This window comes from Pseudomonas sp. GM_Psu_1, assembly GCF_026544185.1.
GTDB classification, from domain to species: Bacteria; Pseudomonadota; Gammaproteobacteria; order Pseudomonadales; family Pseudomonadaceae; genus Chryseomonas; species Chryseomonas oryzihabitans.
Window position 1 is genome coordinate 421,557 of sequence record NZ_JALNUX010000002.1, and the last position, 22,574, is coordinate 444,130.

Sequence of the window (22,574 nt, forward strand, 5' to 3'; positions counted from 1 at the left end):
CTGTCGCAGGTGAAACCAGCCTAGTTGACGCCGAATCTGAGGCGCAGCCCGCGGAGCAGCAGATAGATCCACGGCCAGAGCAGCGCGCTGACCAGCGAGGGCGTGAGAAACACCAGGGTCGGCGGCCGGCTGCCGGCCAGGGCGTTGAGCCACAGCGCCAGCAGCTGGGCGATGCCATAGACCACCAGCAGCACGAAGCTCTGCTGCCAGATCGGAAAGGCCCGCAGCCGCTGCGCCAGGGAACGCACGAGAAAGACCACCAGGCTCAGCACCAGGGCGGTCTGGCCGAGCAGACTGCCGTAGAGCACGTCTTCGGCGATGCCCATCACCCAGGCGGTGAGCAGGCCGACGCGGTGCGGCAGGGTCAGGGTCCAGAAGGTCAGCAGCATGGCCAGCCACAGCGGCCGGCCGATCTCCATGAACTCGGGCATGGGCACCACGGACAGCAGCAACCCGACCAACAGGGTGAGCCAGATCACCCACCCGTTGTGGCCGATGCGCAGCGCCATCAACGATCACCCTCGTCGGGCAATTCCGGCGCGGGTTGCTGGAGCCGGCGCTGCGACTGGCTAGCGCCTGGCGCTGGCTGAGCGGGCGTGGCGGTCGCGCCCTGGGCCGCCGGCCTGGCCGGCGTCGCCGGATGCGCCGCACTGCCGTTGGCGGGCGGCTTGGTCGGCGTGGCGGGATGAGCCGAACTGCCGCCCTGCCCCGCCGGTGGCTTGGTCGGGGTCGCGCTGCGACTGCCGCTGCTGGCCGCGGGCGCCGGGGTGGCGTTGGCGGCCGCAGGTTGAGCGGCCGAGGCGCCGGCCGGCGGCGGATTCGCCGGGGCAGCAGGGCGCTGGGCCGCGTGGCGATCGGCGGCTTCCTGGGCCTCGGCGGCGTCATTGGCGCGCTGTTCGGGCGTGCGGGTGTCGCTGAACACCAGCAGCATGTAGCGACTGCGATTGAGCTTGGCGGTGGGAATGGCGCGCACCACGGCGAAGGGTTGCCCCGAGTCGTGGATCACCTTGGACACGGTCGCCACCGGGTAGCCGGCCGGGAAGCGCTGCCCCAGGCCGGAGCTCACCAGCAGGTCGCCTTCCTTGATGTCGGCGGTGTCGGCCACATAGCGCAATTCCAGGCGCTCGGGATTGCCGGTGCCCACGGCGATGGCGCGCAGTCCGTTGCGATTGACCTGCACCGGAATGCTGTGGGTCACGTCGGTGAGCAGCAGCACCCGCGCCGAATAGGGCATCACCTCCACCACCTGCCCCATCAGGCCGCTGGCGTCGAGCACCGGCTGGCCGACGAAGACGCCGTCCTTCGCGCCCTTGTCGATGATGATGCGATGGGTATAGGGATTGGGGTCGACGCCGATCAGCTCGCCGACCAGCACCTTGTCGTCCACCAGGGCGGCGGAATTGAGCAGCTCGCGCAGGCGCACGTTCTGTTCGGTGAGGGCGGCGAGTTTCTGCAGACGGCGCTGCAGCAGCAGCTGCTCGGCCTTGAGTCGCTCGTTTTCCGCCATCAGCTCGGTGCGGCTGGAAAACTGATCGCTGACGCCTTCCCAGGCGCGCAGGGGAAAGCCCGCCACCTCATAGAGGGGCGAGAGGACCAGCGCCAGTTCGCTGCGTACCGGTTTCAGGTAGTCGAAGCGCGCGTCGGTGACCATGACACCCACCGAAAGGGCGGCCAGGATCAGCAGACGAATGCCCAGCGCCGGGCTTTTGCTGAAAATCGGCTTGATGGTGAGTTCCTCGCAGAACGCGCCCGGCGCTCCGGCCGCCAGGGGCAGCCGGAGCGGGGCCTGTAGCCTGGAACTGCCTTATTCGGTGGACAGCAGGTCCATGGCGTGGCGATCCATCATGTCCAGCGCCTTGCCGCCGCCACGGGCCACGCAGGTCAGCGGGTCTTCGGCGACGATCACCGGCAGCCCGGTTTCCAGCGACAGCAGCTTGTCCAGATCGCGCAGCAGGGCGCCACCACCGGTCAGCACCAGGCCGCGCTCGGCGATGTCGGAGGCCAGCTCCGGCGGCGACTGCTCCAGGCAGCTCTTGACCGCCTGGACGATGGTCGCCAGGGATTCCTGCATGGCTTCGAGCACCTCGTTGGAATTGAGGGTGAAGCTGCGCGGTACGCCTTCGGCCAGGTTGCGGCCACGGACGTCGATCTCGCGGACCTCGCCGCCCGGGTAGGCGGTGCCGATTTCCTGCTTGATGCGCTCGGCGGTGGATTCGCCGATCAGGCTGCCGTAGTTGCGGCGCACATAGGTGACGATGGCTTCGTCGAAGCGATCGCCGCCGACGCGGACGGATTCGGCATAGACCACGCCATTCAGCGAGATCAGGGCGATCTCGGTGGTGCCGCCACCGATGTCGACGACCATGGAGCCATGGGCTTCCTCGACCGGCAGACCGGCGCCGATGGCCGCGGCCATCGGCTCCTCGATCAGGAACACCTCACGGGCACCCGCGCCCAGCGCGGATTCGCGAATGGCGCGACGCTCGACCTGGGTCGACTTGCAGGGCACGCAGATCAGCACCCGCGGACTGGGCTGCAGGAAGCTGTTCTCGTGCACCTTGTTGATGAAGTATTGCAACATCTTTTCACAGACGCTGAAGTCGGCGATGACGCCGTCCTTCATCGGGCGAATGGCGGAGATGTTGCCCGGCGTCCGGCCGAGCATGCGCTTGGCGTCGGTACCGACGGCGACGACGCTCTTCTGGTTGCCGTGGGTACGGATGGCGACGACCGACGGCTCGTTGAGCACGATGCCACGCTCGCGGACATAAATAAGGGTGTTGGCGGTTCCCAGGTCGATCGACAGATCGCTGGAGAACATGCCACGCAATTTCTTGAACATGAGGTGACCCTAGGCGGTGACAAGCAGGCACGCGACAGGACAAACGTGCGGGTAAAAAAGTGCGGCAGACTCTATCAATCGCAGGGATTTAGGGCAAGGCGCCGATATGCTAGATTGAGAGCTTTTCCGGGCCGTTAAGCCCCTGTTCAACGCGGCGCCCGACCCGCCCAGCCCGTCTCCAGCATACGCGGCCACCGACCGGGTCACGCCGCCTTCCTGCTTGGAGAAGCCGATGGCGCTCGAACGCACCGACGTCGAAAAGATCGCTCACCTGGCCCGCCTGGGTCTCGATGAAGCGGATCTCGCCGCTACCACCGCCACCCTCAACGACATCCTCGGCCTCGTCGACCAGATGCAGGCCGTGGACACCACGGGTATCGATCCCCTCGCCCACCCGCTGGAAGCCACCCAGCGTCTGCGCCCCGACCAGGCCACCGAAGGCGACCGGCGCGAGGCCTACCAGGCCATCGCCCCGGCCGTGGAAGCCGGCCTGTACCTGGTCCCCAAGGTGATCGAGTGAGACACGACATGCATCAGCTGACCCTGACCGAAATCGCCGCCGCCCTGGCCGCGAAGGATTTTTCCGCCGAGGAACTGACCCGCGGCCTGCTACAGCGGGTCGAGCAGCTCGACCCCCAGCTCAACAGCTTCATCACCGTGACCGCCGACGCGGCCCTGGCCCAGGCGCGGGCCGCCGACGCCCGACGCGCCGCTGGCGAACATGGCGCCCTGCTCGGTGCGCCCCTCGCCCACAAGGATCTGTTCTGCACCCAGGGGGTGCTCACCAGCTGCGGTTCGAAGATCCTCACCGGCTTCAAGGCACCCTATGACGCCACCGTGGTGGAGCGCCTGGCCGCGGCCGGTACCGTCTCCTTGGGCAAGCTGAACATGGACGAATTCGCCATGGGTTCGGCCAACGAGTCCAGCCACTACGGCCCGGTGAAGAATCCCTGGGACCTGACCCGGGTCCCGGGCGGTTCCTCCGGTGGTTCCGCCGCGGCCGTGGCCGCGCGCCTGCTGCCGGCCGCCACCGGCACCGACACCGGCGGCTCAATCCGCCAGCCGGCGGCCCTGACCAACCTCACCGGCATCAAGCCCACCTACGGCCGCGTCTCGCGCTGGGGCATGATCGCCTACGCTTCCAGCCTCGACCAGGGCGGTCCCCTGGCGCGCACCGCCGAAGACTGCGCCCTGCTGCTGCAGGCCATGGCCGGTTTCGACCCCAAGGACTCCACCAGCGTCGACCAGCCGGTGGACGACTACCAGGCTGCCCTGCAGCAGCCGCTGAGCGGCCTGCGCATCGGCCTGCCGCGGGAATACTTCGGTGCCGGCCTGGACGCCCGCATCGGTGACAAGGTACTGGCCGTGGTCGAGGAGCTGAAGAAGCTCGGCGCCACCGTCAAGGACATCTCGCTGCCCACCCTGCAGCACGCGATTCCGGCCTATTACGTCATCGCCCCGGCCGAGGCCAGCTCCAACCTGTCGCGCTTCGACGGCGTGCGCTTCGGCTATCGCTGCGAGAATCCGGTCAACCTGGAAGATCTCTACAAGAGATCCCGTGGCGAAGGCTTCGGTGCGGAAGTGAAGCGCCGCATCATGGTCGGCACCTATGCCCTGTCGGCCGGCTACTACGACGCCTACTACCTCAAGGCCCAGCGCATCCGCCGGCTGATCAAGAACGACTTCGTCGCGGCCTTCGCCGAGGTCGACGTCATTCTCGGCCCGACCACGCCGAACCTGGCCTGGAAACTCGGCGAGAAGAGCAACGATCCGGTCTCCGCCTATCTCGAAGACCTCTACACCATCGCCGCCAACCTCGCCGGCATCCCCGGCCTGTCGATGCCGGCCGGCTTCGTCGACGGCCTGCCGGTGGGCGTGCAGCTGCTCGGCAACTATTTCCAGGAAGGCCGGCTACTCAACGTCGCCCACCAGTACCAGCAGGTCAGCGACTGGCATCGCCAGGCGCCGAGCGGCTTCTGAGGAAGGATAGAGACATGCAATGGGAAACCGTGATCGGGCTTGAGATTCACGCTCAGCTCAGCACCCAATCGAAGATTTTCTCCGGAAGCGCCACCAGTTTCGGCGCCGAGCCCAATGCCCACGCCAGCCTGGTCGACCTGGGCATGCCCGGCACCCTGCCGGTGCTCAACGCCGAAGCGGTGCGCATGGCCTGCAAGTTCGGTCTGGCCATCGACGCCGAGATCGCCGAACGCAACGTCTTCGCGCGCAAGAACTACTTCTACCCGGACCTGCCCAAAGGCTACCAGACCAGCCAGATGGATCATCCCATCGTCGGCAAGGGCCACCTGGACATCACCCTGGAAGACGGCACCGTCAAGCGCATCGGCATCACCCGCGCGCACCTGGAAGAAGACGCCGGCAAGAGCCTGCACGAAGACTTCCACGGCATGAGCGGCATCGACCTGAACCGCGCCGGCACGCCGCTGCTGGAGATCGTCTCCGAGCCGGACATCCGCAGCGCCAAGGAAGCCGTGGCCTATGTGAAGGCCATCCATGCCCTGGTGCGCTACCTGGGCATCTGCGACGGCAACATGGCCGAGGGTTCGCTGCGTTGCGACTGCAACGTCTCGGTACGCCCCAAGGGCCAGGAAGCCTTCGGCACCCGCGCCGAGATCAAGAACGTCAACTCCTTCCGCTTCATCGAGAAGGCCATCAACCACGAGGTCCAGCGCCAGATCGAATTGATCGAGGACGGCGGCACCGTGGTGCAGGAAACCCGCCTGTACGATCCCAACAAGGACGAGACCCGCTCCATGCGGAGCAAGGAAGAAGCCAACGACTACCGTTACTTCCCCTGCCCCGACCTCTTGCCGGTGGTGATCGAGCCGGCCTTCCTGGCCGAGGTGCGCAGCCAGCTGCCCGAGCTGCCGACCGAGAAGCGCGATCGCTTCCAGAGCGAGTACGGGCTGTCGGTCTACGACGCCAGCGTGCTGTCCGCCAGCCGCGAACTGGCCGACTACTTCGAGGAAGTCCAGCGGGTGAGCGGCGACGCCAAGCTGGCCGCCAACTGGGTGATGGGCGAATTGTCGAGCCTGCTCAACAAGCAGGACCTGGACATCGCCCAGGCGCCGGTGAGCGCGGCCCAGCTGGGCGGCCTGATTCTGCGCATCAAGGACGACACCATCTCCGGCAAGATCGCCAAGATGGTGTTCGAGGCGCTGGCCGCCGGCGAAGGCGCGAGTGCCGACGCCATCATCGAAGCCAAGGGCCTCAAGCAGGTTACCGACAGCGGCGCCATCGAGGCCATGCTGGACGAGGTCCTGGCGGCCAACGCCGCCCAGGTCGAGCAATACCGCGCCAGCGACGAAGCCAAGCGCGGCAAGATGTTCGGCTTCTTCGTCGGCCAGGCCATGAAGGCCTCCAAGGGCAAGGCCAACCCCGGCCAGGTCAACCAGCTGCTCAAGCAGAAACTGGAAGGCTGACGGCGGTCGCACGGGGTAACGGAGCGGGGCTGACAGTCCCGCTCCGACCCCTTAAGCTGCTGCCGGTCGTTTTGCCAGGAGGCATCGAGATGCATCGGATCCACCGTGCCGGACTGCTGTCGCTGGTCCTGCTGTTCGCCGGTTGCGCCAGTCATGAAAGCTTCCCGCCCACGCTGTCCTCCAGTGCTGCCCATGACTATCAGGACACCGGCATGGCGTCCTTCTACTCCAAGTGGCACGCCGGGCGCCGCACCGCCAGTGGCGAGAAATACGATCCCGGGGCCCTGACCGCGGCCCATCGCACCCTGCCCTTCGGCACCCGGGTCCAGGTCACCAACCTGGCCAATGGTCGCAGCGTGGTGGTGCGCATCAACGATCGAGGGCCGACGGTCCGCCGCCGGCTGATCGACCTGTCGCGCAGTGCGGCCGATCGTCTCGACATGGTGGCCGACGGGACCTCCCGGGTCAGCATCCGCAGCCTCGACTGATAGGGGCGCTAGCCCTGACAGGCCGGGGCAAAGGCCCACAGCAGCCGTGGCGGCGCCGCGGCGAGCTGTCGGGCGATGGAGGCATAGCGCGGATCGAGCAGACTGGCCGACCAGTACAGGTTTCTGGCGTTCTGCGGATCCCAGCGCCCCGCATAGCCGGGCAGACCGGCCTCGGCGCGTTGCACATCGAAATGTACTGTCGTCTTGCGGAATTCCTCATGACTGCGCTGGCCTTGCGCATAGGGCAGCAGCCAGTCGAGCGCCCTGGCCAGGGTCTGACCGTCTCGACCCCGCAAGTGCAGCCAGTCCTCGCCGCGCTCCTGGGCCACCGCCGCCGCCAGCACCAGGGGTTCGAGGTCGTAGACGACATAGTGCAGGGCATCGCGCTCGCCGAAGTCCAGCACCTCGCCATCGGGCTTGAGATTGACCGACAGCTGCGCCACGAAGGCCGCCCGCGCCCGGGCGAACAGCGCCGGGTCATCCAGGGCACCCGCCGCCAGGGTCGCCAGCTTGATCCTGTGACTCTGCCAGTTGTTGCTCCAGACGCCACGGGCATCCCCACGATGCGCCTCCATCTGCTGCAGATAGCCCTCGGCCAGGGTCTCGATGAACGCGCGGGTGCGCTGGGCCGTGGCCAGGGGCAGGTCCGCCGCGGTCAGCCGATAAGCGAGGATGAGACCGCCCAGGTTGGTTTCGTCGATGGGCTGGAAGCTGGGCCGATACCCTGGCAGCCAGGCATCGAGATAGCGGGCCAGACGTGCCAGGGCCGCGGCATCGCGACTGTCCCGCCAGGCCAGCGCCAGATCGAGCATGTAGCCGAAGTCGCGCACCGCCGCGGCGGATTGATCGTGGATGCCGGTGTGCGGCAGGGTCCCCGCGGTATGGATCACCGGCAGCGCCTGGGGCTCCGGCGCCGGAGGCCGGCTGACCGCCAGTGCCAGCGCCGCGGCCGAGGGTGGCGTCGCGGCCAGGCAGGTCGAATGCCCGGGTGCTGCGGCCAGGGCGAGATACAGCAAGGCAGCGCTCATGGCGGGAATCCCCTGGCTGGCGGTAGCACGACTGGGCTGGTATCCCCCAGCCTGGCACCCGCGCCTTAGCAACGCCTTAAGTCAGGCGCCCAGGGTAGCCTCTGACGCTGGCGTCCTGCCAGCCGCCAGGAAAACCGGCCAAAAAAAAGCCCGCGACCAAGCGACTGGCCGCGGGTTGTGCAACGGGGGGAGAGGCGCCGGAGCCCCTCTCGAAAAGCGGATCTTACTGGGGACCGAGCTTGTCCATCAGGGCAGCGAGCTTTTCGTACTCGTCCTGCTTGAGATCCGTCAGCGGGGTGCGCACGGGACCGGCGTCGTAGCCGGCGATGCGGGCGCCCGCCTTGACGATGCTGACGGCGTAGCCGGCGCAACGGTTGCGGATTTCCAGGTACGGCAGGAAGAAGTCGTCGATCAGCTTGCCGACCGCCTGGTGATCGTCACGGGCGATAGCTTCGTAGAACTGCACGGCGGTCTTGGGAATGAAGTTGAACACGGCCGAGGAATAGACCGGCACGCCCAGCGCCTTGTAGGCGGCGGCATAGACTTCCGCGGTGGGCAGGCCACCCAGGTAGCTGAAGCGATCGCCCAGGCGGCGGCGAATGGCGACCATGAGTTCGATGTCACCCAGGCCGTCCTTGTAGCCGATCAGGTTCGGGCAGCGCTCGGCCAGTTGCTCCAGGTGATGGGGCTGCAGGCGGCAGACGTTGCGGTTGTAGACCACCACGCCGATCTTGACCGACTTGCAGACGGCTTCGACATGGGCGGCCACGCCGTCCTGGCTGGCTTCGGTCAGGTAGTGCGGCAGCAGCAGCAGACCCATGGCGCCCAGCCGCTCGGCCTCCTGGGCATAGGCGATGGCCTGGCGGGTGGAGCCACCGACACCGGCGAGAATCGGCACACTGCCCTGGCAGGTGTCCACCGCGGTCTTGATGATGCCGCTGTATTCGCTGGCTTCCAGCGAGAAGAATTCACCGGTGCCGCCAGCGGCGAACAGTGCGGTCGCACCGTAGGGGGCCAGCCACTCCAGGCGCTTGGCATAGGTGTCGGGGCGGAAGTCGCCGTTGGCATCGAAGTCGGTCAGCGGAAAGGACAGCAGACCGGAAGAGAGGACGTGTTTGAGTTCTTGTGGAGTCATCTTGAGTGCCTCGGCATAGGTTGGACGGGGGTGCGGCAGGTCCGCTACCCGTTGTAAGTCATCGTACAACCTCCTTTGTGGAAGGGGCAAGCCCCAACCAGAAAAATGCCTATCGCGACGTCAAAGCCCTGCTTCAGACCTCTTCCGCCTGGCGTTCCATTTCTTCATGGGCGCGTCTGAGCCGCTCGCGACTGTTGCTCAGGTGCAGGCGCATGGCCGAACGAGCCGCCTCGAGGTTGCCGTCTTCGATGGCCTGGACAATGGCTTCGTGCTCGGCATCCAGCCGCTTCTGATAGAGCTGCTGGTCGTCGTGGGCGAGATAGGCGGAATTGAGCCGGGTGCGCGGAATCAGCACCGTGCCCAGGTAGCTCATGATGTCGCTGAAATAGCGATTGCCGGTGGAACTGGCGATCAGCAGGTGCAATTCCAGATCCGCGCTCACCGCGCGATCGGGCTGCTCGACGCCGGTGCGCATGGCTTCCAGCAGCGCCCACATGGCCTGCAGTTGCTCGGCCGAGCGGCGCTGGGCGGCCAGGCCGGCGGCCTCGACTTCCAGGCTGATGCGCAATTCGAGCATCGCCAGGACGTCCTTGAGGGTGGTGATGGTGGCCGGATCGATCGGCAATGGCGACTCGGGGCGCCGCTCCAGCACGAAGGTGCCGATGCCGTGGCGCGTTTCCACGTAACCCCCGGCCTGCAGCCGGGAAATGGCCTCGCGCACCACGGTGCGACTCACGCCCTGGGCCTGCATGATGGCCGACTCGGTGGGGAGCTTGTCGCCAGGCTGGAATTGGCCGTCGCCGATCTGCTGAATAAGCACTCCGACGACCTCTTCTGCCAGGCTGCGGGGTCTTTTTCGGGGGCGGGATACGGTAGCTGCTGACATGGATTCTCGTACCGATTGAAGGGACTCTGGAATCATAGCACCCCCCTTCCCGAAAACGCCCGATTTAGACCGCTTAGTCCATATCAGAGACCCTCGCCAACCGCTCTAGGACGCAGTTCTTGGCCCTCCAGCAGCAGGTGGCGGCGATGGTAGGCGCGCAGGCTCGGACGATGGCCGACACTGACCAGGGTGAGACCCGGATTTTCCGCCAGCAGACGCTCATAGAGCGCACGCTCGTCCGCTTCGCTGAGCGCCGAGCTGGCTTCGTCGAGAAACAGCCAGTCGGGGGCGTAGAGCAGCGCCCGCGCCAGGGCTACCCGCTGCTGCTCGCCGGGCGACAGGGTGCGTTCCCAGTGGCGGGCTTCATCCAGGTGCTCGCGCAGGTGATCGAGACGGCACTGCTGCAGCACCTCGGCCAGCCGCTCGTTGGAATAGGCATCCGCCGGCTGCGGATAGGCCAGGGCTTCGCGCAGGGTGCCGATGGGCAGATAGGGTTGTTGCGGTAGGAACAGCTGACGCCCCGGCGGGACGCCGATCCCGCCCTGCCCTTGCCGCCAGAGTCCGGCCAGGGCCCGCAGCAGGGTGCTCTTGCCACTGCCCGAGGCGCCTTCGATCAGCAGGTGTTCGCCACGGGCGATACGCAGATCGGTGGGATGCAGCAGCAACCGGCCGGCGGCACCCAGGGAAAGACCTTCCAGGACCAGGTCGCTGCTACTGGCATGGGGCACCAGGATGTCGGTCTCCTGGCTGAATTCGGCCATGGTCTCGCGAAAGGTCAGCAGACGATCGGACACGGCGCGCCAGCCGGCCAGGCTGACGTAGGCGTCGACGAACCAGCTGAGACTTTCCTGGACATTGCCGAAGGCCGAGTTGATCTGCATCAGATCGCCCAGCTGGATCTTGCCGGAGAAATAGCGCGGCGCCGCCAGGACGAAGCCGGCGATGATGGCGATCTGGCTGTAGCCAGCGGTAAAGAAGGTCAGCCGCTTGGTGTAGTTCATCACCAGGTGGTAGTTGCCCCAGACGTAGCCGAAGCGATCCAGCAGACGGCGGTGCTCGTTGGCCTCACCGCGGAACAGCGCCACGCTCTCGGCCTTCTCGCGGACGCGGATCAGGCCGAAGCGCAGGTCGGCTTCATAGCGTTGCTGCTGGTTGTAGAGACCGATCAGCCGACGGCCGATCAGATGGGTCAGCCAGGTGCCGACGGTGGCGTAGATCAGGGCCGCCCAGAACATGTAGGCCGGGATGGTGATGCCGAACAGGGTGATGTCGCCGGAGATGCCGAACAGGATGACGCTGAAGGACACCAGGCTGACCACGGTGCGGATGAAGCCCAGCCCGAGGCTCAGGGTGGTTTCGGCGAAGTCGCGGATGTCTTCGGTGAGGCGCTGGTCGGGGTTGTCGGCGCCGCCTTCGCGTTCCAGCTGGTAGTAGTTGCGGTCGGACAGCCAGAGGCCGAAGTGCTTTTCGGTCAGCCAGCGCCGCCAGTTGATGGTCAGCGCCTGAGTGAGGTAAAGCCGGTACACGGCCAGCAGGATGGCGGTGGCGGCCAGCCCGCAGAAGTACAGCATCAGCCGGATGAAGGCGGCCAGATCGCGATTCTGCAGGGCGTCGTAGAAGTAGCGATACCAGGTGTTCAGGGCCACCGACAGGCCGACCCCGGCCAGCGACAGGGCGATGACCACGGACAGCAGGAGCCAGGCCTTGCCTTTCTCTTCACTGCGCCAGTAGGGAGTGATCAAAGCCCAGACGCGGGCCAGGAAATGCCCACGGGAAGCCCCGTAGACGGAGGGCACGGGTACGGCGGATTCGGACATGCTCGGACTCTCAAGGACTGCTCAACGAGACGCCTGCACAGCCTATGCCGGAAAGCCTGAACAAATTCTGACTGAAACAATGTAACAGTTTGTCGCCCACGGCGATCGTGGGCGATGCCAGCCCTCAGCGGCGCACCGGGCGCTTCTGCAGCTTGCGCTGCAGGGTACGGCGGTGCATGCCCAGCGCCCGCGCGGTCGCCGAGATGTTGCCTTCGTGCTCGGACAGTACCCGCTGGATGTGCTCCCACTGCAGGCGATCCACCGACATGGGATTGTCCGGCACCAGGGTGTCGAGATCGGCGTGCTGGGCGAGCAGGCCGGCCAGGACGTCATCGGCATCCGCCGGCTTGCACAGGTAGTTGGTGGCGCCGCGCTTGATGGCCTCCACCGCGGTGGCGATGCTGGAATAGCCGGTGAGGATCACCACGCGCATCTCCGGGTGCAGCTCCAGCAACTGGGGCAGCAGGACCAGCCCCGAGTCCCCTTCCATCTTGAGGTCGAGCACGGCGTAGTCGGGCAGGTCTTCCTTGGCCAGTTGCAGGCCTTCCTCGGCGCTGTCGGCGATGGACACGCGCAGGCCGCGGCGATCCATGGCGCGGGCCATCACCCGGGTAAAGGTGGGATCGTCGTCGACCAGCAGGATGTGGGGCTGGTCGTCGAAACCGCTGTTGAGGTCGTCAGTCATAGAATTCTCCAGGCATTCACGCCAGGGCGTAGTGCCGCGGCAGGCGCAATTCGGTCAGGGTGCCGCCTTCTTCGTGATTGTAGAGCTTCACCGTGCCGCCGGCGCGGGTGACGCTGGCCTGGCTGAGAAACAGGCCCAGTCCGAAGCCCTTGCCCTTGGTGGTGAAGAAGGGCTTGCCGAGCTGTTCGGCGATGGCCAGGGGTACGCCGGCACCGTGATCGCGGATCGACAGGCACAGCTCGCGCGCATCCCAGTGCAGACGGATGGCCAGGTTTTCCGGGCAGGCATCGGCGGCATTGTTGAGTAGATTCAGCAGTGCCTGGGTAAGTTCGACCGGCGGCGTCAGGCGCGGTGGCGTGCCCAGACTGACCACCTCGAAGCTGTAGGTGGCTTCCGGTCGCATCAGGTGCCAGCGATCCATGGTCGCCTCCAGCCACTCCACGGCGGTCTGCTCCTGCACCGTCTGGCGGCGGTCCGCTTCGGCCGCGCGCACCAGTTGCTGCAGGGTCTGCTTGCACTGGCCGACCTGGGCCTGCAACAGCGCCAGGTCCTCGCTCAGGGTCGGCTGACCGGCGTGCTCCTGCTGCAGCTCCTTGAGCAGCACGCTCATGGTGGACAGCGGCGTGCTCAGCTCGTGGGCAGCACCGGCGGCCTGGGTGGCCACGGCCAGCAACTGCTGATCGCGCATGGCCTGTTCGCGGCGCTGGGCCTGCAGGCTCTCCTGCTCGCGCAGGGCGGTGGCCATGCGCGCGACGAACAGGGTGATGACCGCGGCGGACAGGGCGAAGCTCAGCCACATGCCGTAGCTGAGCACCGCGCCGTCGTTGGCCACCAGCAGGTGCAACGGCTCGTAGGACAGCAGCATCAGCGAGAAGACCGCCAGGGTCAGGGCCGCCAGGACCAGGGTATAGAGCCAGGGCAGCGTGGCCGCGGCGATGGTCAGGGGCACCAGGTAATAGGAGGCGAAGGGGTTGGTCGGACCGCCGGCGAAATACAGCAGGGCACTGTGGATGGCCAGGTCGCAGCCCAGGTGGGCGGCGTATTCCTGCTCGGTGACCGGCCAGGGGCGGGTCAGCCGCAGGGCGGCGAACAGGCAGAGTACGGCCGAGACGCCCAGGGTGATGGCCAGGGCCGTCCAGGGCAGCTGGACGATGCCCGACAGCCGGGCGATGCCCACCGAGCCGGCCTGCGCGGCCAGCACCAGCACGCGGATGATGACCAGGCGCCCGAGATTCTGGCGATTGGCGGACAACCATTGAACAGGCAAGGAGAACATGCGAGGTTCCAGGCGCAAGAAACGATCGAGACGACAGCCCCGCGGGGCTGCCGGTCAGAGCAGACTTGGCATTATAGCGATGGGTATCCGCCCGCAGCCGCCGACGCGGCAAAGCGACGCACCATCCGCCAGGTCCGCGGTCACACCGCTTTCGGACTGCCAATCAGGAGAACACCATGACCTTTCCCCTACGCCCGCTCGTGCTGGGCGCCGCGCTGTTCAGCACCCTGCTCGCCACCGGCGTCCAGGCCGATGAGCCGCGCTACAACCAGATCAGCCTGAGGGCCGAGGTCAGCCGCGAGGTCCCGCGCGACCGCATGCAGGTCATGCTCTACACCGAAAGCCAGGGCCAGGATCCGGCGGCCCTGGCCAGCGACACCACCAAGACCCTCAACGCCGCCCTGGAGCAGGCGCGCAAGGTCAAGGGGGTGGACGTTTCCCTGGGCAATCGCAACACCTATCCGGTCTATGAAGACCAGGGCCGCGCCATCAACGCCTGGCGCGAGCGCGGTGAACTGCGCCTGGAAAGCGCCGACTTCGCCGCCCTGTCCAAGTTGACCGGCGAACTGCTGGGCAGCCTGAAGATGGGCAACCTGCAATTCACCATCGCCGATGGCACCCGCAAGCAGCAGGAGGATGCCCTGTTCAAGGACGCCGTGGCCGCCTTCAAGGCGCGCGCCCAGCTGGCCACCGAAGCCCTGGGTGGCTCGGGCTATCGCATCGTCAGCCTGGACCTGGGTACCAGCGGCGTACCCCAGCCGCTGCCGATGCTGCGCATGTCGGCGATGAAGGCCGCCAGCGATGCCGTGACCCCGGATGTCGCCCCCGGCACCACCACCGTCGAAGTGACCGCGGGCGGTACCATCGAAGTACAGATGCCCTGATCTAGTGCAGAAAAGTAACAACGCTGTTTCGGTGCGCACTTTTGGTGCGCACCGACTTCCTGCCGCGACACCTTGTCTTACATCTTTGCGACATCTGTTTTGTGTTTGGGTCGCCTGTGGTCAATAGCTCGCCTGAGCTATGGACATGGGCACAGGCTGTGCATGTGGGCTCATCTGTCCACAAGACATCGGCATTCTGTTTCGCAACGCCACATCGTGTTGCGCCGTCCCCGACATGAGGTCTCCATGCACAAGAACGTACTCGCTGCCCTCTTCGCTTCCGGTCTGCTGGCCGGCGCACCCCTGGCCCAGGCGACCAACCTGGTGTTCTGCTCCGAAGGCAGCCCGGCCGGCTTCGATCCGGCGCAATACACCACCGGCACCGACTTCGATGCGTCGGCGGAAACCATCTTCAACAAGCTGACCCAGTTCGAGCGCGGCGGTACCCAGGTCAAGCCGGGTCTGGCGGAAAGCTGGGACATCAGCGAAGACGGCAAGGTCTACACCTTCCACCTGCGCAAGGGCGTGAAATTCCACACCACGGACTACTTCAAGCCGACCCGCGAATTCAATGCCGATGACGTCCTGTTCACCTTCCAGCGCATGCTGGACAAGAACAATCCGTTCCGTAAGGCCTACCCCACCGAATTCCCCTACTTCACCGACATGGGCCTCGACCAGAACATCGCCAAGGTGGAAAAGGTCGACGACTACACGGTGCGCATGACCCTCAACGAAGTGGACGCCGCCTTCCTGCAGAATCTGGCGATGCCCTTCCCGTCGATCCAGTCGGCCGAATACGCCGACAAGCTGCTCAAGGCCGGCAAAGCGGCCGAGATCAACCAGAAGCCGATCGGCACCGGTCCCTTCGTCTTCAGCCGCTACCAGAAGGATGCTGTGATCCGTTACAAGGCCAACCCGGACTACTGGGACAAGGTCGATGGACCCAAGGTGGACAACCTGATCTTCTCCATCAACACCGATCCTTCGGTGCGGATGCAGAAGCTCAAGGCCGGCGAGTGCCAGATCACCGTCTATCCGCGTCCGGCGGACCTGGACGGGCTGAAGAAGGACCCGAATCTCAAGCTGCCGTCGCAGCCGGGCTTCAACCTGGGCTACATCTCCTACAACGTCGAGCACGGCGAGCTGGCCAAGCTCAAGGTACGCCAGGCGATGGACATGGCGGTCAACAAGGAAGCCATCATCAACGCCGTCTACCAGGGCGCCGGCCAGGTAGCCGTCAACAGCATGCCGCCGACCCAGTGGTCCTATGACAAATCCATCAAGGACGCGCCCTACGATCCGGAAAAGGCCAAGGCCCTGCTCAAGGAAGCCGGCTTCAAGGAAGGCACCGAGCTCACCCTCTGGGCCATGCCGGTGCAGCGTCCCTACAACCCCAATGCGCGCTTGATGGCGGAGATGCTGCAGCAGGATTGGGCCAAGATCGGCGTCAAGACCAAGATCGTCAGCTACGAATGGGGCGAGTACATCAAGCGTTCCAAGAGCGGCGAGCAGGACATCATGCTGATCGGCTGGAGCGGCGACAACGGCGACCCGGACAACTGGCTGGCGACCCTCTTCGGCTGCAAGGCCATCGGTGGCAACAACTTCTCCCGCTGGTGCTACCAGCCGTTCGAGGACCTGGTGGTCAAGGCCAAGCGCGTGACCGACCAGGGCGAGCGCACCAAGCTCTACGAACAGGCCCAGCAGGTGCTCAAGCAGCAGGTACCCATGACGCCCATCGCGCACTCCACGGTCTACATGCCGATGCGCAAGGAAGTCCAGGACTACAAGATCAGCCCCTTCGGGTTGAACGAGTTCTACGGCGTCAGCGTCAGCAAGTGAAGCCTCTTGGCCAGGGTCGGGAGCTAGACTCCCGACCCTGGCCGTTCATTTGACTGATGGAGTGAGACCCATGCGCCTTCCCTACGCCTACTCGTTGCTGGCGGCGAGCCTGCTCGCCTGTGCTCCGCTCGCCCAGGCGGCGAGCAACCTCGTCTATTGCTCGGAAGCCAGCCCGGCCGGTTTCGATCCGGCGCAATACACCTCGGGCACCGAATTCGATGCCTCGGCCGAAACGGTCTTCAACCGCCTGGTGCAGTTCCAGCGTGGCGGCACCACCCTCGAGCCGGGCCTGGCGACCCAATGGGACGTGAGCGCGGATGGCAAGACCTATACCTTCCACCTGCGCCAGGGCGTGAAATTCCATACCACCGACTACTTCAAGCCCACGCGCGACTTCACTGCCGACGACGTGGTCTTCACCTTCCAGCGCATGCTCGACAAGGAGCAGCCGTTCCGTAAGGCCTATCCCACGGAATTCCCCTACTTCACCGATATGGGGCTGGACCAGAACATCGCCAAGGTGGAAAAGGTCGACGACCACACCGTGGTCTTTACCCTGAACAAGGTCGACGCCGCCTTTGCCGCCGACCTGGCCATGAGCTTCGCCTCCATCCAGTCGGCGGAGTACGCCGCGCAGTTGCTCAAGGCGGGCAAGCCCGAGCTGCTCAACCAGCAGCCCATCGGCACCGGCCCCTTCGTCTTCAGCCGCTACCAGAAGGATGCGGTGATCCGCTTCAAGGGCAATCCGGACTACTGGAAGCCCGAGGACGTCAAGCTCGACAACCTGATCTTCGCCATCACCCCCGACGCCGCCACCCGCCTGCAGAAGCTCAAGGCCAACGAATGCCAGGTGAGCGGCTATGCGCGTCCGGCGGACCTGGTGGAGATGAAGCAGGATCCGCAGCTCAAGGTGCTGCAGCAGCCGGGCTTCAACGTCGGCTTCCTCGCCTACAACGTCCAGCATCCGCCGCTGGACAAGCCCGAGGTGCGGCGTGCCCTGGACATGGCCATCAACAAGCAGGCCATCGTCGACACCGTGTTCCAGGGCGCCGGCCAGGTCGCGCAGAACGTGATCCCGCCGAATCAGTGGTCCTACGACAAGAACATCAAGGGCGCGCCCTACGATCCGGAAAAGGCCAAGGCCCTGCTCAAGCAGGCGGGGATCAAGGACGGCACCGAGATCGCGCTCTGGGCCATGACGGTGCAGCGCGCCTCCAACCCCAACGCCCGCCAGTCGGCGCAGATGATCCAGCAGGATTGGGCCAAGGTCGGCATCAAGGCCAAGATCGTCAGCTACGAATGGGGTGAGTACATCAAGAGAGCCAAGGCCGGCGAACACGATGTGCTGACCTATGGCTGGACCGGCGACAACGGCGATCCCGACAACTGGCTGGGCGTGCTCTATGGCTGCAGCGCCATCGGCGGCAGCAACTATGCACGCTGGTGCGACAAGAGCTACGACGCCCTCATCCAGAAGGCCAAGACCAGCAACGATCGCGCCGAACGCACCCGTCTCTACGAGCAGGCGCAACAGCTCATTCGCCAGCAGATGCCGGTGAGCCCCATGGCCCACTCGGTGGTGTCCCAGCCCATGCGCAAAGAAGTGCAGGGCTTCAAGATCAACCCCTTCGGCGTCACCGGTTTCTATGGCGTAAGCCTCGACCGCTGACCCTGTCCGGCCCGCCTCGCGGGCCTTCACGAGGAGCCTTCCGTGTCCAAACCGCTATTCTCGCTGTCTCTCGCCGCCCTCCTCTGCCTGACGGCCAATGCCGCCCTGGCACGCCCCCTGGTGGTCTGCACCGAGGCCAATCCGGAAGGCTTCGATCCGGGTCGCTACACCTCCGGCTATACCTTCAACGCCTCGGCCACCCCGCTGTACAACCGCCTGGTGGAATTCAAGCAGGGTACCGCCGAGCTGGAGCCGGGCCTGGCCGAAAGCTGGGAGGTCTCCCCGGATGGCCTGCAGTACACCTTCACCCTGCGCCAGGGGGTGAAATTCCACACCACCGACTACTTCAAGCCCACGCGCGATTTCAACGCCGACGACGTGGTGTTCAGCTTCGAGCGCATGCTCGACAAGAACAATCCCTGGTACAACCTCTCCCCGAGCGGCTATCCCTATGCCGCCGCCATGGAGATGGGCACCCTGATCAAGTCCATCGACAAGGTGGACGACAGCCACGTGCGCTTCACCCTCAACCAGCCCGAGGCGCCCTTCCTCGCCGACCTGGCCATGGCCTTCGGCTCGATCCTGTCCAAGGAATACGCCGACAGCCTGCTGGCCAGCAAGAAGACCGACGACATCAACCAGAAGCCCATCGGCACCGGTCCCTTCGTCTTCCAGCGTTATGCCAAGGATTCCAACACCCGCTACAAGGTCAATCCGGACTACTTCGGCAAGAAGCCGCAGATGGACGGCCTGGTGCTGGCGGTGACCCTGGATCCCAATGTGCGCATCCAGCGGGTGCGCAACAACGAGTGCCAGATCGGCCTGACGGTCAAGCCGCAGGACGTGCCGATGCTCAAGCATGACAAGAGCCTCAAGCTGGCCCAGGTGGAAAGCCAGACCACCTCCTACCTGGCGATGAACACCAAGCACAAGGCGCTGAGCGACGTGCGGGTGCGCCAGGCCATCGCCATGGCCTTCGATCAGCAGAACTACCTGAAGACGGTGTTCGGCGAAGGCGGCGCCAAGGCGGCGATCAATCCCTATCCCTCTTCGCTGCTGGGCTACGCCAAGGACATCAAGCCCTGGCCCCATGACGTGGAGAAGGCCAAGGCGCTGCTCAAGGAAGCCGGCTATCCCGATGGCTTCACCCTCAAGTACTACATCAGCACCGGCACCGGCCCGGGCGGCAGTCCGGCGCTGGTGGCCCAGCTGATCCAGGGCGACCTCGCCAAGATCGGCATCAAGGCCGAGATCACCCAGTTCGAGTGGGGCGAATTCGTCAAGCGCACCAAGGCCGGCGAGCACGACCTGATGATGATGAGCTGGACCGGCGACAACGGGGACCCGGACAACTTCCTCACCAACAACCTGAGCTGCGCCGCGGTGCAGGGCGGCGAGAACCGCGCCTTCTGGTGCGACAAGGCCTTCAACGACGCCATCGAAAAGGCCAAGCGCATCAACGACCCGGCTCAGCGTACCGCCCTCTACGAACAGGCCCAGCAGATCTTCCACCAGCAGATGCCCTGGATTCCGCTGGCGCATCCGCTGTTCACCGACGTCCTGCAACCCAAGGTGCAGGGCTATGTGCAGAGTCCGCTGGGGGTCTACGACTTCTCCACGGTGACCCTCGACTGATCGGCACCTGATGCCGTAAGCGACCGGGCCCGGGCGGCCCGCCCCTCGACCTATCCCACCTCGCGCCGTGTTTCGGCGCGACGGGTTCGGTCGTGCCGGAAACGCCCAAAAAAACAGAAAAACGACCGCTTTGGAGCACAGTTGATGACCAACATCCACCGTGGAGGCCTCGCCCTCTCGCTACTCACCCTGGCCCTGACCGCCCACGCCCAGTCCCCGGCGCCGGAAGATCCCAGCTACGCCAACGAGGTCCAGACCCTGCCCAACGTGCAGAAGCCGGTGAAGGGCCAGGAAGGCGCCAAGGGCTTCTTCGCCGACGACAGCCTGACCCTGACCACGCGCAACTTCTTCGCCCGCGAGACCAGCTCCGATCCGATCTTCAGCTACACCAAGAACGGCACCCGGGTGCGCACCCACTCGCGCAATACCTGGGTCCAGGCCACGGCGCTCAAGTACAGCTCCGGCTACACCCAGGGCCCGGTGGGTTTCGGCATCGACGTGGCCGGCTATCAGGCCACCAACCTGGAGCGGGGCAAGGGGCAGATCGGTGGCGGCGGCAACCGCACCCTGGCCAACGCCGAGGGCGAGGGCCATGCCGAGTGGTCCAAGCTGGGCATCGCCGACGCGCGCTTCCGCGTCTCCAACACCGAACTCAAGATCGGTCGTTTCATGCTCGACACCCCGGTGATCAGCTACAACGACAACCGGCCCTTCCCCTCCGGCTTCGACGGCTTCGCCCTGACCAGCGATGAATGGGACAACCTCTCGCTGCAGGGTGGCAGCTTCACCCGGGTCAGTCCGCGGACCGGTGCCGGCGACGAGAAGTGGACCACCGAGTACGGCACCCGCGAGGTCACCGCCGACCGCCTGAGCTTTCTCGGTGGCAACTACAAGCTGCCCCAGGGCTGGGAAGTCAGCGTCTACGGCGCCAACTTCGAAGACGTCTGGAACCAGTACTTCCTGAGCGTGACCCAGGCCGGCGGCTCGCTCGACACCTTTGCCTGGAAGGCGGTGGCCAACGCCTATCGCACCGTCGACGCCGGCAGCGCCAAGGCCGGCGACATCGACAACACCGCCTGGAGCCTGGCGTTCACCGGCAGCCACCAGGCCCACAGCCTGACCCTGGCCTACCAGCAGATCGACGGCAACGAGTACTTCGACTACGCCCACGAGACCGCGGCCATCTACCTGGCCAACTCCCTGGTCTCGGACTACAACGGCCCCAACGAGAAGTCGCTGCAGATCCGCTACGAAACCGACTGGAGCTACTTCGGCGTGCCTGGCCTGAGCACCGGCGTCTGGTACGCCAAGGGTTGGGACATCGACGGCACCCACTACGACGCCGGCGCCGGCAAGTACGCCAACTATGCCGAGGTCCTGCAGCAGGATGGCGAGAAGCACCACGAGATCGGCCTGGTCACCACCTACAAGGTGCAGCAGGGCACGCTCAAGGACAGTCGCTTCCGCCTGCTGCTGACCGATCACCGCGCCAGCCAGAACCAGGTCGACGGCAACGTCAAGGAGCTGCGCCTGGTCTCCACCCTGCCGTTCAACCTGCTGTGATGACGAAACCCGGCGGATTTCGTGCAGCGCCCGGCATCTCGCCGGGATCGCGTCGCGAACACCGGCGAAGCCCTGGCCATGTCGAGGATATCGACGGCCGTGGCAACGTGGTAGTCTGCCGGGTTTGGAGCGCTGGCCCAGAGCGCTCTTCGAACCTATTCGTAGGACCGAACGAGCCTGCCGCTGGCAGGTCTCGTTCGTCGCGGACCAGGACGGTCCGCGCAGGGATGAATCCGGACCCACAAGGTCTGAGAGTCAGATCAAAAGCCTGCGGGCTTTTGAGCGGGCTTTCACTTAAAAACGCGGCCGGGCACGTACTCGCGCCGTCTTGATCAGCCTCAAGAGGAGATACCCCCTCCGATGCTCGCCTTCATCGCCCGTCGCTTCGGGCTGCTGATACCGACGTTCTTTGGCGTCACCCTGCTGACCTTCGCCCTGATCCGCCTCATCCCCGGCGATCCGGTGGAAGTCATGATGGGCGAACGCCGCGTCGATCCGCAGATGCACGCCGAAGCCATGCACCGCCTGGGCCTCGACAAGCCCCTGTACCAGCAGTATTTCGACTACATCGGCAATCTCGCCCAGGGCAACCTCGGCGAATCCCTGCGCAGCCGCGTCGGGGTCTGGGACGAATTCCTGACCCTGTTCCCGGCCACCCTGGAACTCTCGGTGGCGGCCATGCTGTTCGCCACGGTGTTCGGCGTGCTGGCCGGCATCATCGCCGCCCTCAGGCGCGGCTCCACGGTGGACCACGGGGTGATGGGCGTGGCCCTGACCGGCTACTCCATGCCGATCTTCTGGTGGGGCCTGCTGCTGATCATGCTGTTCTCGGTGCAGCTCGGCTGGACCCCGGTCTCCGGTCGCCTGGACCTGCTCTACGACATCCCGCCGCGCACCGGCTTCATGCTCATCGACACCCTGCTCTCCGACGAGCCCGGCGCCTTCGTCGATGCCCTCAAGCACCTGATCCTGCCGGCCATCGTGGTGGGCACCATTCCCCTGGCGGTGATCGCGCGCATGACCCGCTCGGCCATGCTCGAAGTGCTGCGCGAAGACTATGTGCGCACCGCTCGCGCCAAGGGCCTGTCGCCCAAGCGGGTGGTCTTCGTCCACGCCCTGCGCAACGCCCTGATCCCGGTGCTGACCGTGCTCGGCCTGCAGGTCGGTAGCCTGCTCTCCGGCGCGGTGCTCACCGAGACCATCTTTTCCTGGCCCGGCATCGGCAAGTGGCTGATCGAGGCCATCGGCGCCCGGGACTACCCGGTGGTGCAGAACGGCATCCTGCTGATCGCCACCCTGGTCATCCTGGTCAATTTCGTCGTGGACATCCTCTACGGCCTGGTCAATCCGCGCATCCGCCACCAGCGTTGATGCGCCC

Annotated in this window: 19 protein-coding genes; 10 read left to right on the top strand and 9 right to left on the bottom strand. The window is 65.6% G+C overall.

Translation table 11 applies throughout. The annotated features are described in order from the left end of the window. Nucleotides 1–20: 20 nt before the first annotated feature. The 3 genes from mreD to mreB all read right to left on the bottom strand — a co-directional run bounded on the left by mreD (nt 21) and on the right by mreB (nt 2,842). Nucleotides 21–509, bottom strand: coding sequence for a rod shape-determining protein MreD (gene mreD, locus OXS31_RS04680; protein ID WP_007159531.1), 489 nt, complete (start codon nt 507–509; stop codon nt 21–23). Next, the gene (gene mreC / locus OXS31_RS04685) at nt 509–1,717 is read right to left on the bottom strand and encodes a rod shape-determining protein MreC (RefSeq protein ID WP_155951352.1); all 1,209 of its coding nucleotides are present in this window, start codon (nt 1,715–1,717) and stop codon (nt 509–511) included. Before mreC ends, mreD begins: the two co-directional genes overlap by 1 nt. A gap of 87 nt (nt 1,718–1,804) precedes the next feature. Further along, nucleotides 1,805–2,842 carry a rod shape-determining protein MreB gene (mreB, locus tag OXS31_RS04690; protein WP_007159533.1) on the bottom strand — a complete coding sequence of 346 codons (1,038 nt, stop codon included), beginning with the start codon at nt 2,840–2,842 and terminating at the stop codon, nt 1,805–1,807. Nucleotides 2,843–3,074: 232 nt separating this feature from the next. On the opposite strand from mreB, the gene gatC reads away from it, so the two are divergent. The 4 genes from gatC to OXS31_RS04710 all read left to right on the top strand — a co-directional run bounded on the left by gatC (nt 3,075) and on the right by OXS31_RS04710 (nt 6,773). Next, nucleotides 3,075–3,362: an Asp-tRNA(Asn)/Glu-tRNA(Gln) amidotransferase subunit GatC gene (gene gatC / locus OXS31_RS04695; protein WP_027597101.1), complete on the top strand. Its 288-nt coding sequence runs from the start codon at nt 3,075–3,077 to the stop codon at nt 3,360–3,362. A gap of 8 nt (nt 3,363–3,370) precedes the next feature. Next, complete coding sequence (gene gatA, locus OXS31_RS04700) at nt 3,371–4,822, top strand: Asp-tRNA(Asn)/Glu-tRNA(Gln) amidotransferase subunit GatA (RefSeq protein ID WP_267398125.1); 1,452 nt, start codon at nt 3,371–3,373, stop codon at nt 4,820–4,822. Nucleotides 4,823–4,836: 14 nt separating this feature from the next. Beyond that, nucleotides 4,837–6,285 carry an Asp-tRNA(Asn)/Glu-tRNA(Gln) amidotransferase subunit GatB gene (gatB, locus tag OXS31_RS04705; RefSeq protein WP_042136092.1) on the top strand — a complete coding sequence of 483 codons (1,449 nt, stop codon included), beginning with the start codon at nt 4,837–4,839 and terminating at the stop codon, nt 6,283–6,285. Between the two features lie 89 nt (nt 6,286–6,374). Further along, a complete protein-coding gene (locus OXS31_RS04710; RefSeq protein ID WP_115945906.1) occupies nt 6,375–6,773 on the top strand; it encodes a septal ring lytic transglycosylase RlpA family protein in 399 nt (132 codons plus the stop codon). Nucleotides 6,774–6,781: 8 nt separating this feature from the next. On the opposite strand, the gene OXS31_RS04715 is transcribed toward OXS31_RS04710, so the two are convergent. From OXS31_RS04715 to OXS31_RS04740, 6 genes are all read right to left on the bottom strand, one after another. Beyond that, on the bottom strand, nt 6,782–7,801 hold the full coding sequence (locus OXS31_RS04715) for an alginate lyase family protein (RefSeq protein ID WP_267398127.1): 1,020 nt from the start codon (nt 7,799–7,801) through the stop codon (nt 6,782–6,784). A gap of 223 nt (nt 7,802–8,024) precedes the next feature. Further along, a complete protein-coding gene (gene kdgD / locus OXS31_RS04720; protein ID WP_267398128.1) occupies nt 8,025–8,936 on the bottom strand; it encodes a 5-dehydro-4-deoxyglucarate dehydratase in 912 nt (303 codons plus the stop codon). Between the two features lie 133 nt (nt 8,937–9,069). After that, nucleotides 9,070–9,822: a FadR/GntR family transcriptional regulator gene (locus OXS31_RS04725; RefSeq protein WP_027597104.1), complete on the bottom strand. Its 753-nt coding sequence runs from the start codon at nt 9,820–9,822 to the stop codon at nt 9,070–9,072. Between the two features lie 83 nt (nt 9,823–9,905). Further along, on the bottom strand, nt 9,906–11,639 hold the full coding sequence (locus OXS31_RS04730; RefSeq protein ID WP_267398129.1) for an ABC transporter ATP-binding protein/permease: 1,734 nt from the start codon (nt 11,637–11,639) through the stop codon (nt 9,906–9,908). 124 nt (nt 11,640–11,763) lie between these two features. After that, nucleotides 11,764–12,324 carry a response regulator transcription factor gene (locus tag OXS31_RS04735; protein ID WP_007159542.1) on the bottom strand — a complete coding sequence of 187 codons (561 nt, stop codon included), beginning with the start codon at nt 12,322–12,324 and terminating at the stop codon, nt 11,764–11,766. A gap of 16 nt (nt 12,325–12,340) precedes the next feature. Further along, nucleotides 12,341–13,600 (bottom strand): ATP-binding protein, encoded by a 1,260-nt coding sequence (locus tag OXS31_RS04740; RefSeq protein WP_027602557.1) that lies wholly within the window; start codon nt 13,598–13,600, stop codon nt 12,341–12,343. A 176-nt stretch (nt 13,601–13,776) separates the two neighbouring features. Between OXS31_RS04740 and OXS31_RS04745 the strand changes: the two genes are divergently transcribed. The 6 genes from OXS31_RS04745 to OXS31_RS04770 all read left to right on the top strand — a co-directional run bounded on the left by OXS31_RS04745 (nt 13,777) and on the right by OXS31_RS04770 (nt 22,567). Then, on the top strand, nt 13,777–14,484 hold the full coding sequence (locus OXS31_RS04745) for an SIMPL domain-containing protein (protein ID WP_007159544.1): 708 nt from the start codon (nt 13,777–13,779) through the stop codon (nt 14,482–14,484). A 246-nt stretch (nt 14,485–14,730) separates the two neighbouring features. Beyond that, entirely contained in the window at nt 14,731–16,329 is a 1,599-nt protein-coding gene (locus tag OXS31_RS04750) for an ABC transporter substrate-binding protein (protein ID WP_007159545.1), read from the top strand. Nucleotides 16,330–16,399: 70 nt separating this feature from the next. Beyond that, nucleotides 16,400–17,998: an ABC transporter substrate-binding protein gene (locus OXS31_RS04755; RefSeq protein ID WP_267398137.1), complete on the top strand. Its 1,599-nt coding sequence runs from the start codon at nt 16,400–16,402 to the stop codon at nt 17,996–17,998. A gap of 42 nt (nt 17,999–18,040) precedes the next feature. Continuing rightward, nucleotides 18,041–19,633, top strand: coding sequence for an ABC transporter substrate-binding protein (locus OXS31_RS04760; RefSeq protein WP_267398138.1), 1,593 nt, complete (start codon nt 18,041–18,043; stop codon nt 19,631–19,633). A 144-nt stretch (nt 19,634–19,777) separates the two neighbouring features. Then, on the top strand, nt 19,778–21,196 hold the full coding sequence (locus OXS31_RS04765) for an OprD family outer membrane porin (protein ID WP_267398139.1): 1,419 nt from the start codon (nt 19,778–19,780) through the stop codon (nt 21,194–21,196). A gap of 360 nt (nt 21,197–21,556) precedes the next feature. Beyond that, nucleotides 21,557–22,567: an ABC transporter permease subunit gene (locus OXS31_RS04770; protein WP_007159549.1), complete on the top strand. Its 1,011-nt coding sequence runs from the start codon at nt 21,557–21,559 to the stop codon at nt 22,565–22,567. Nucleotides 22,568–22,574: the final 7 nt, after the last annotated feature.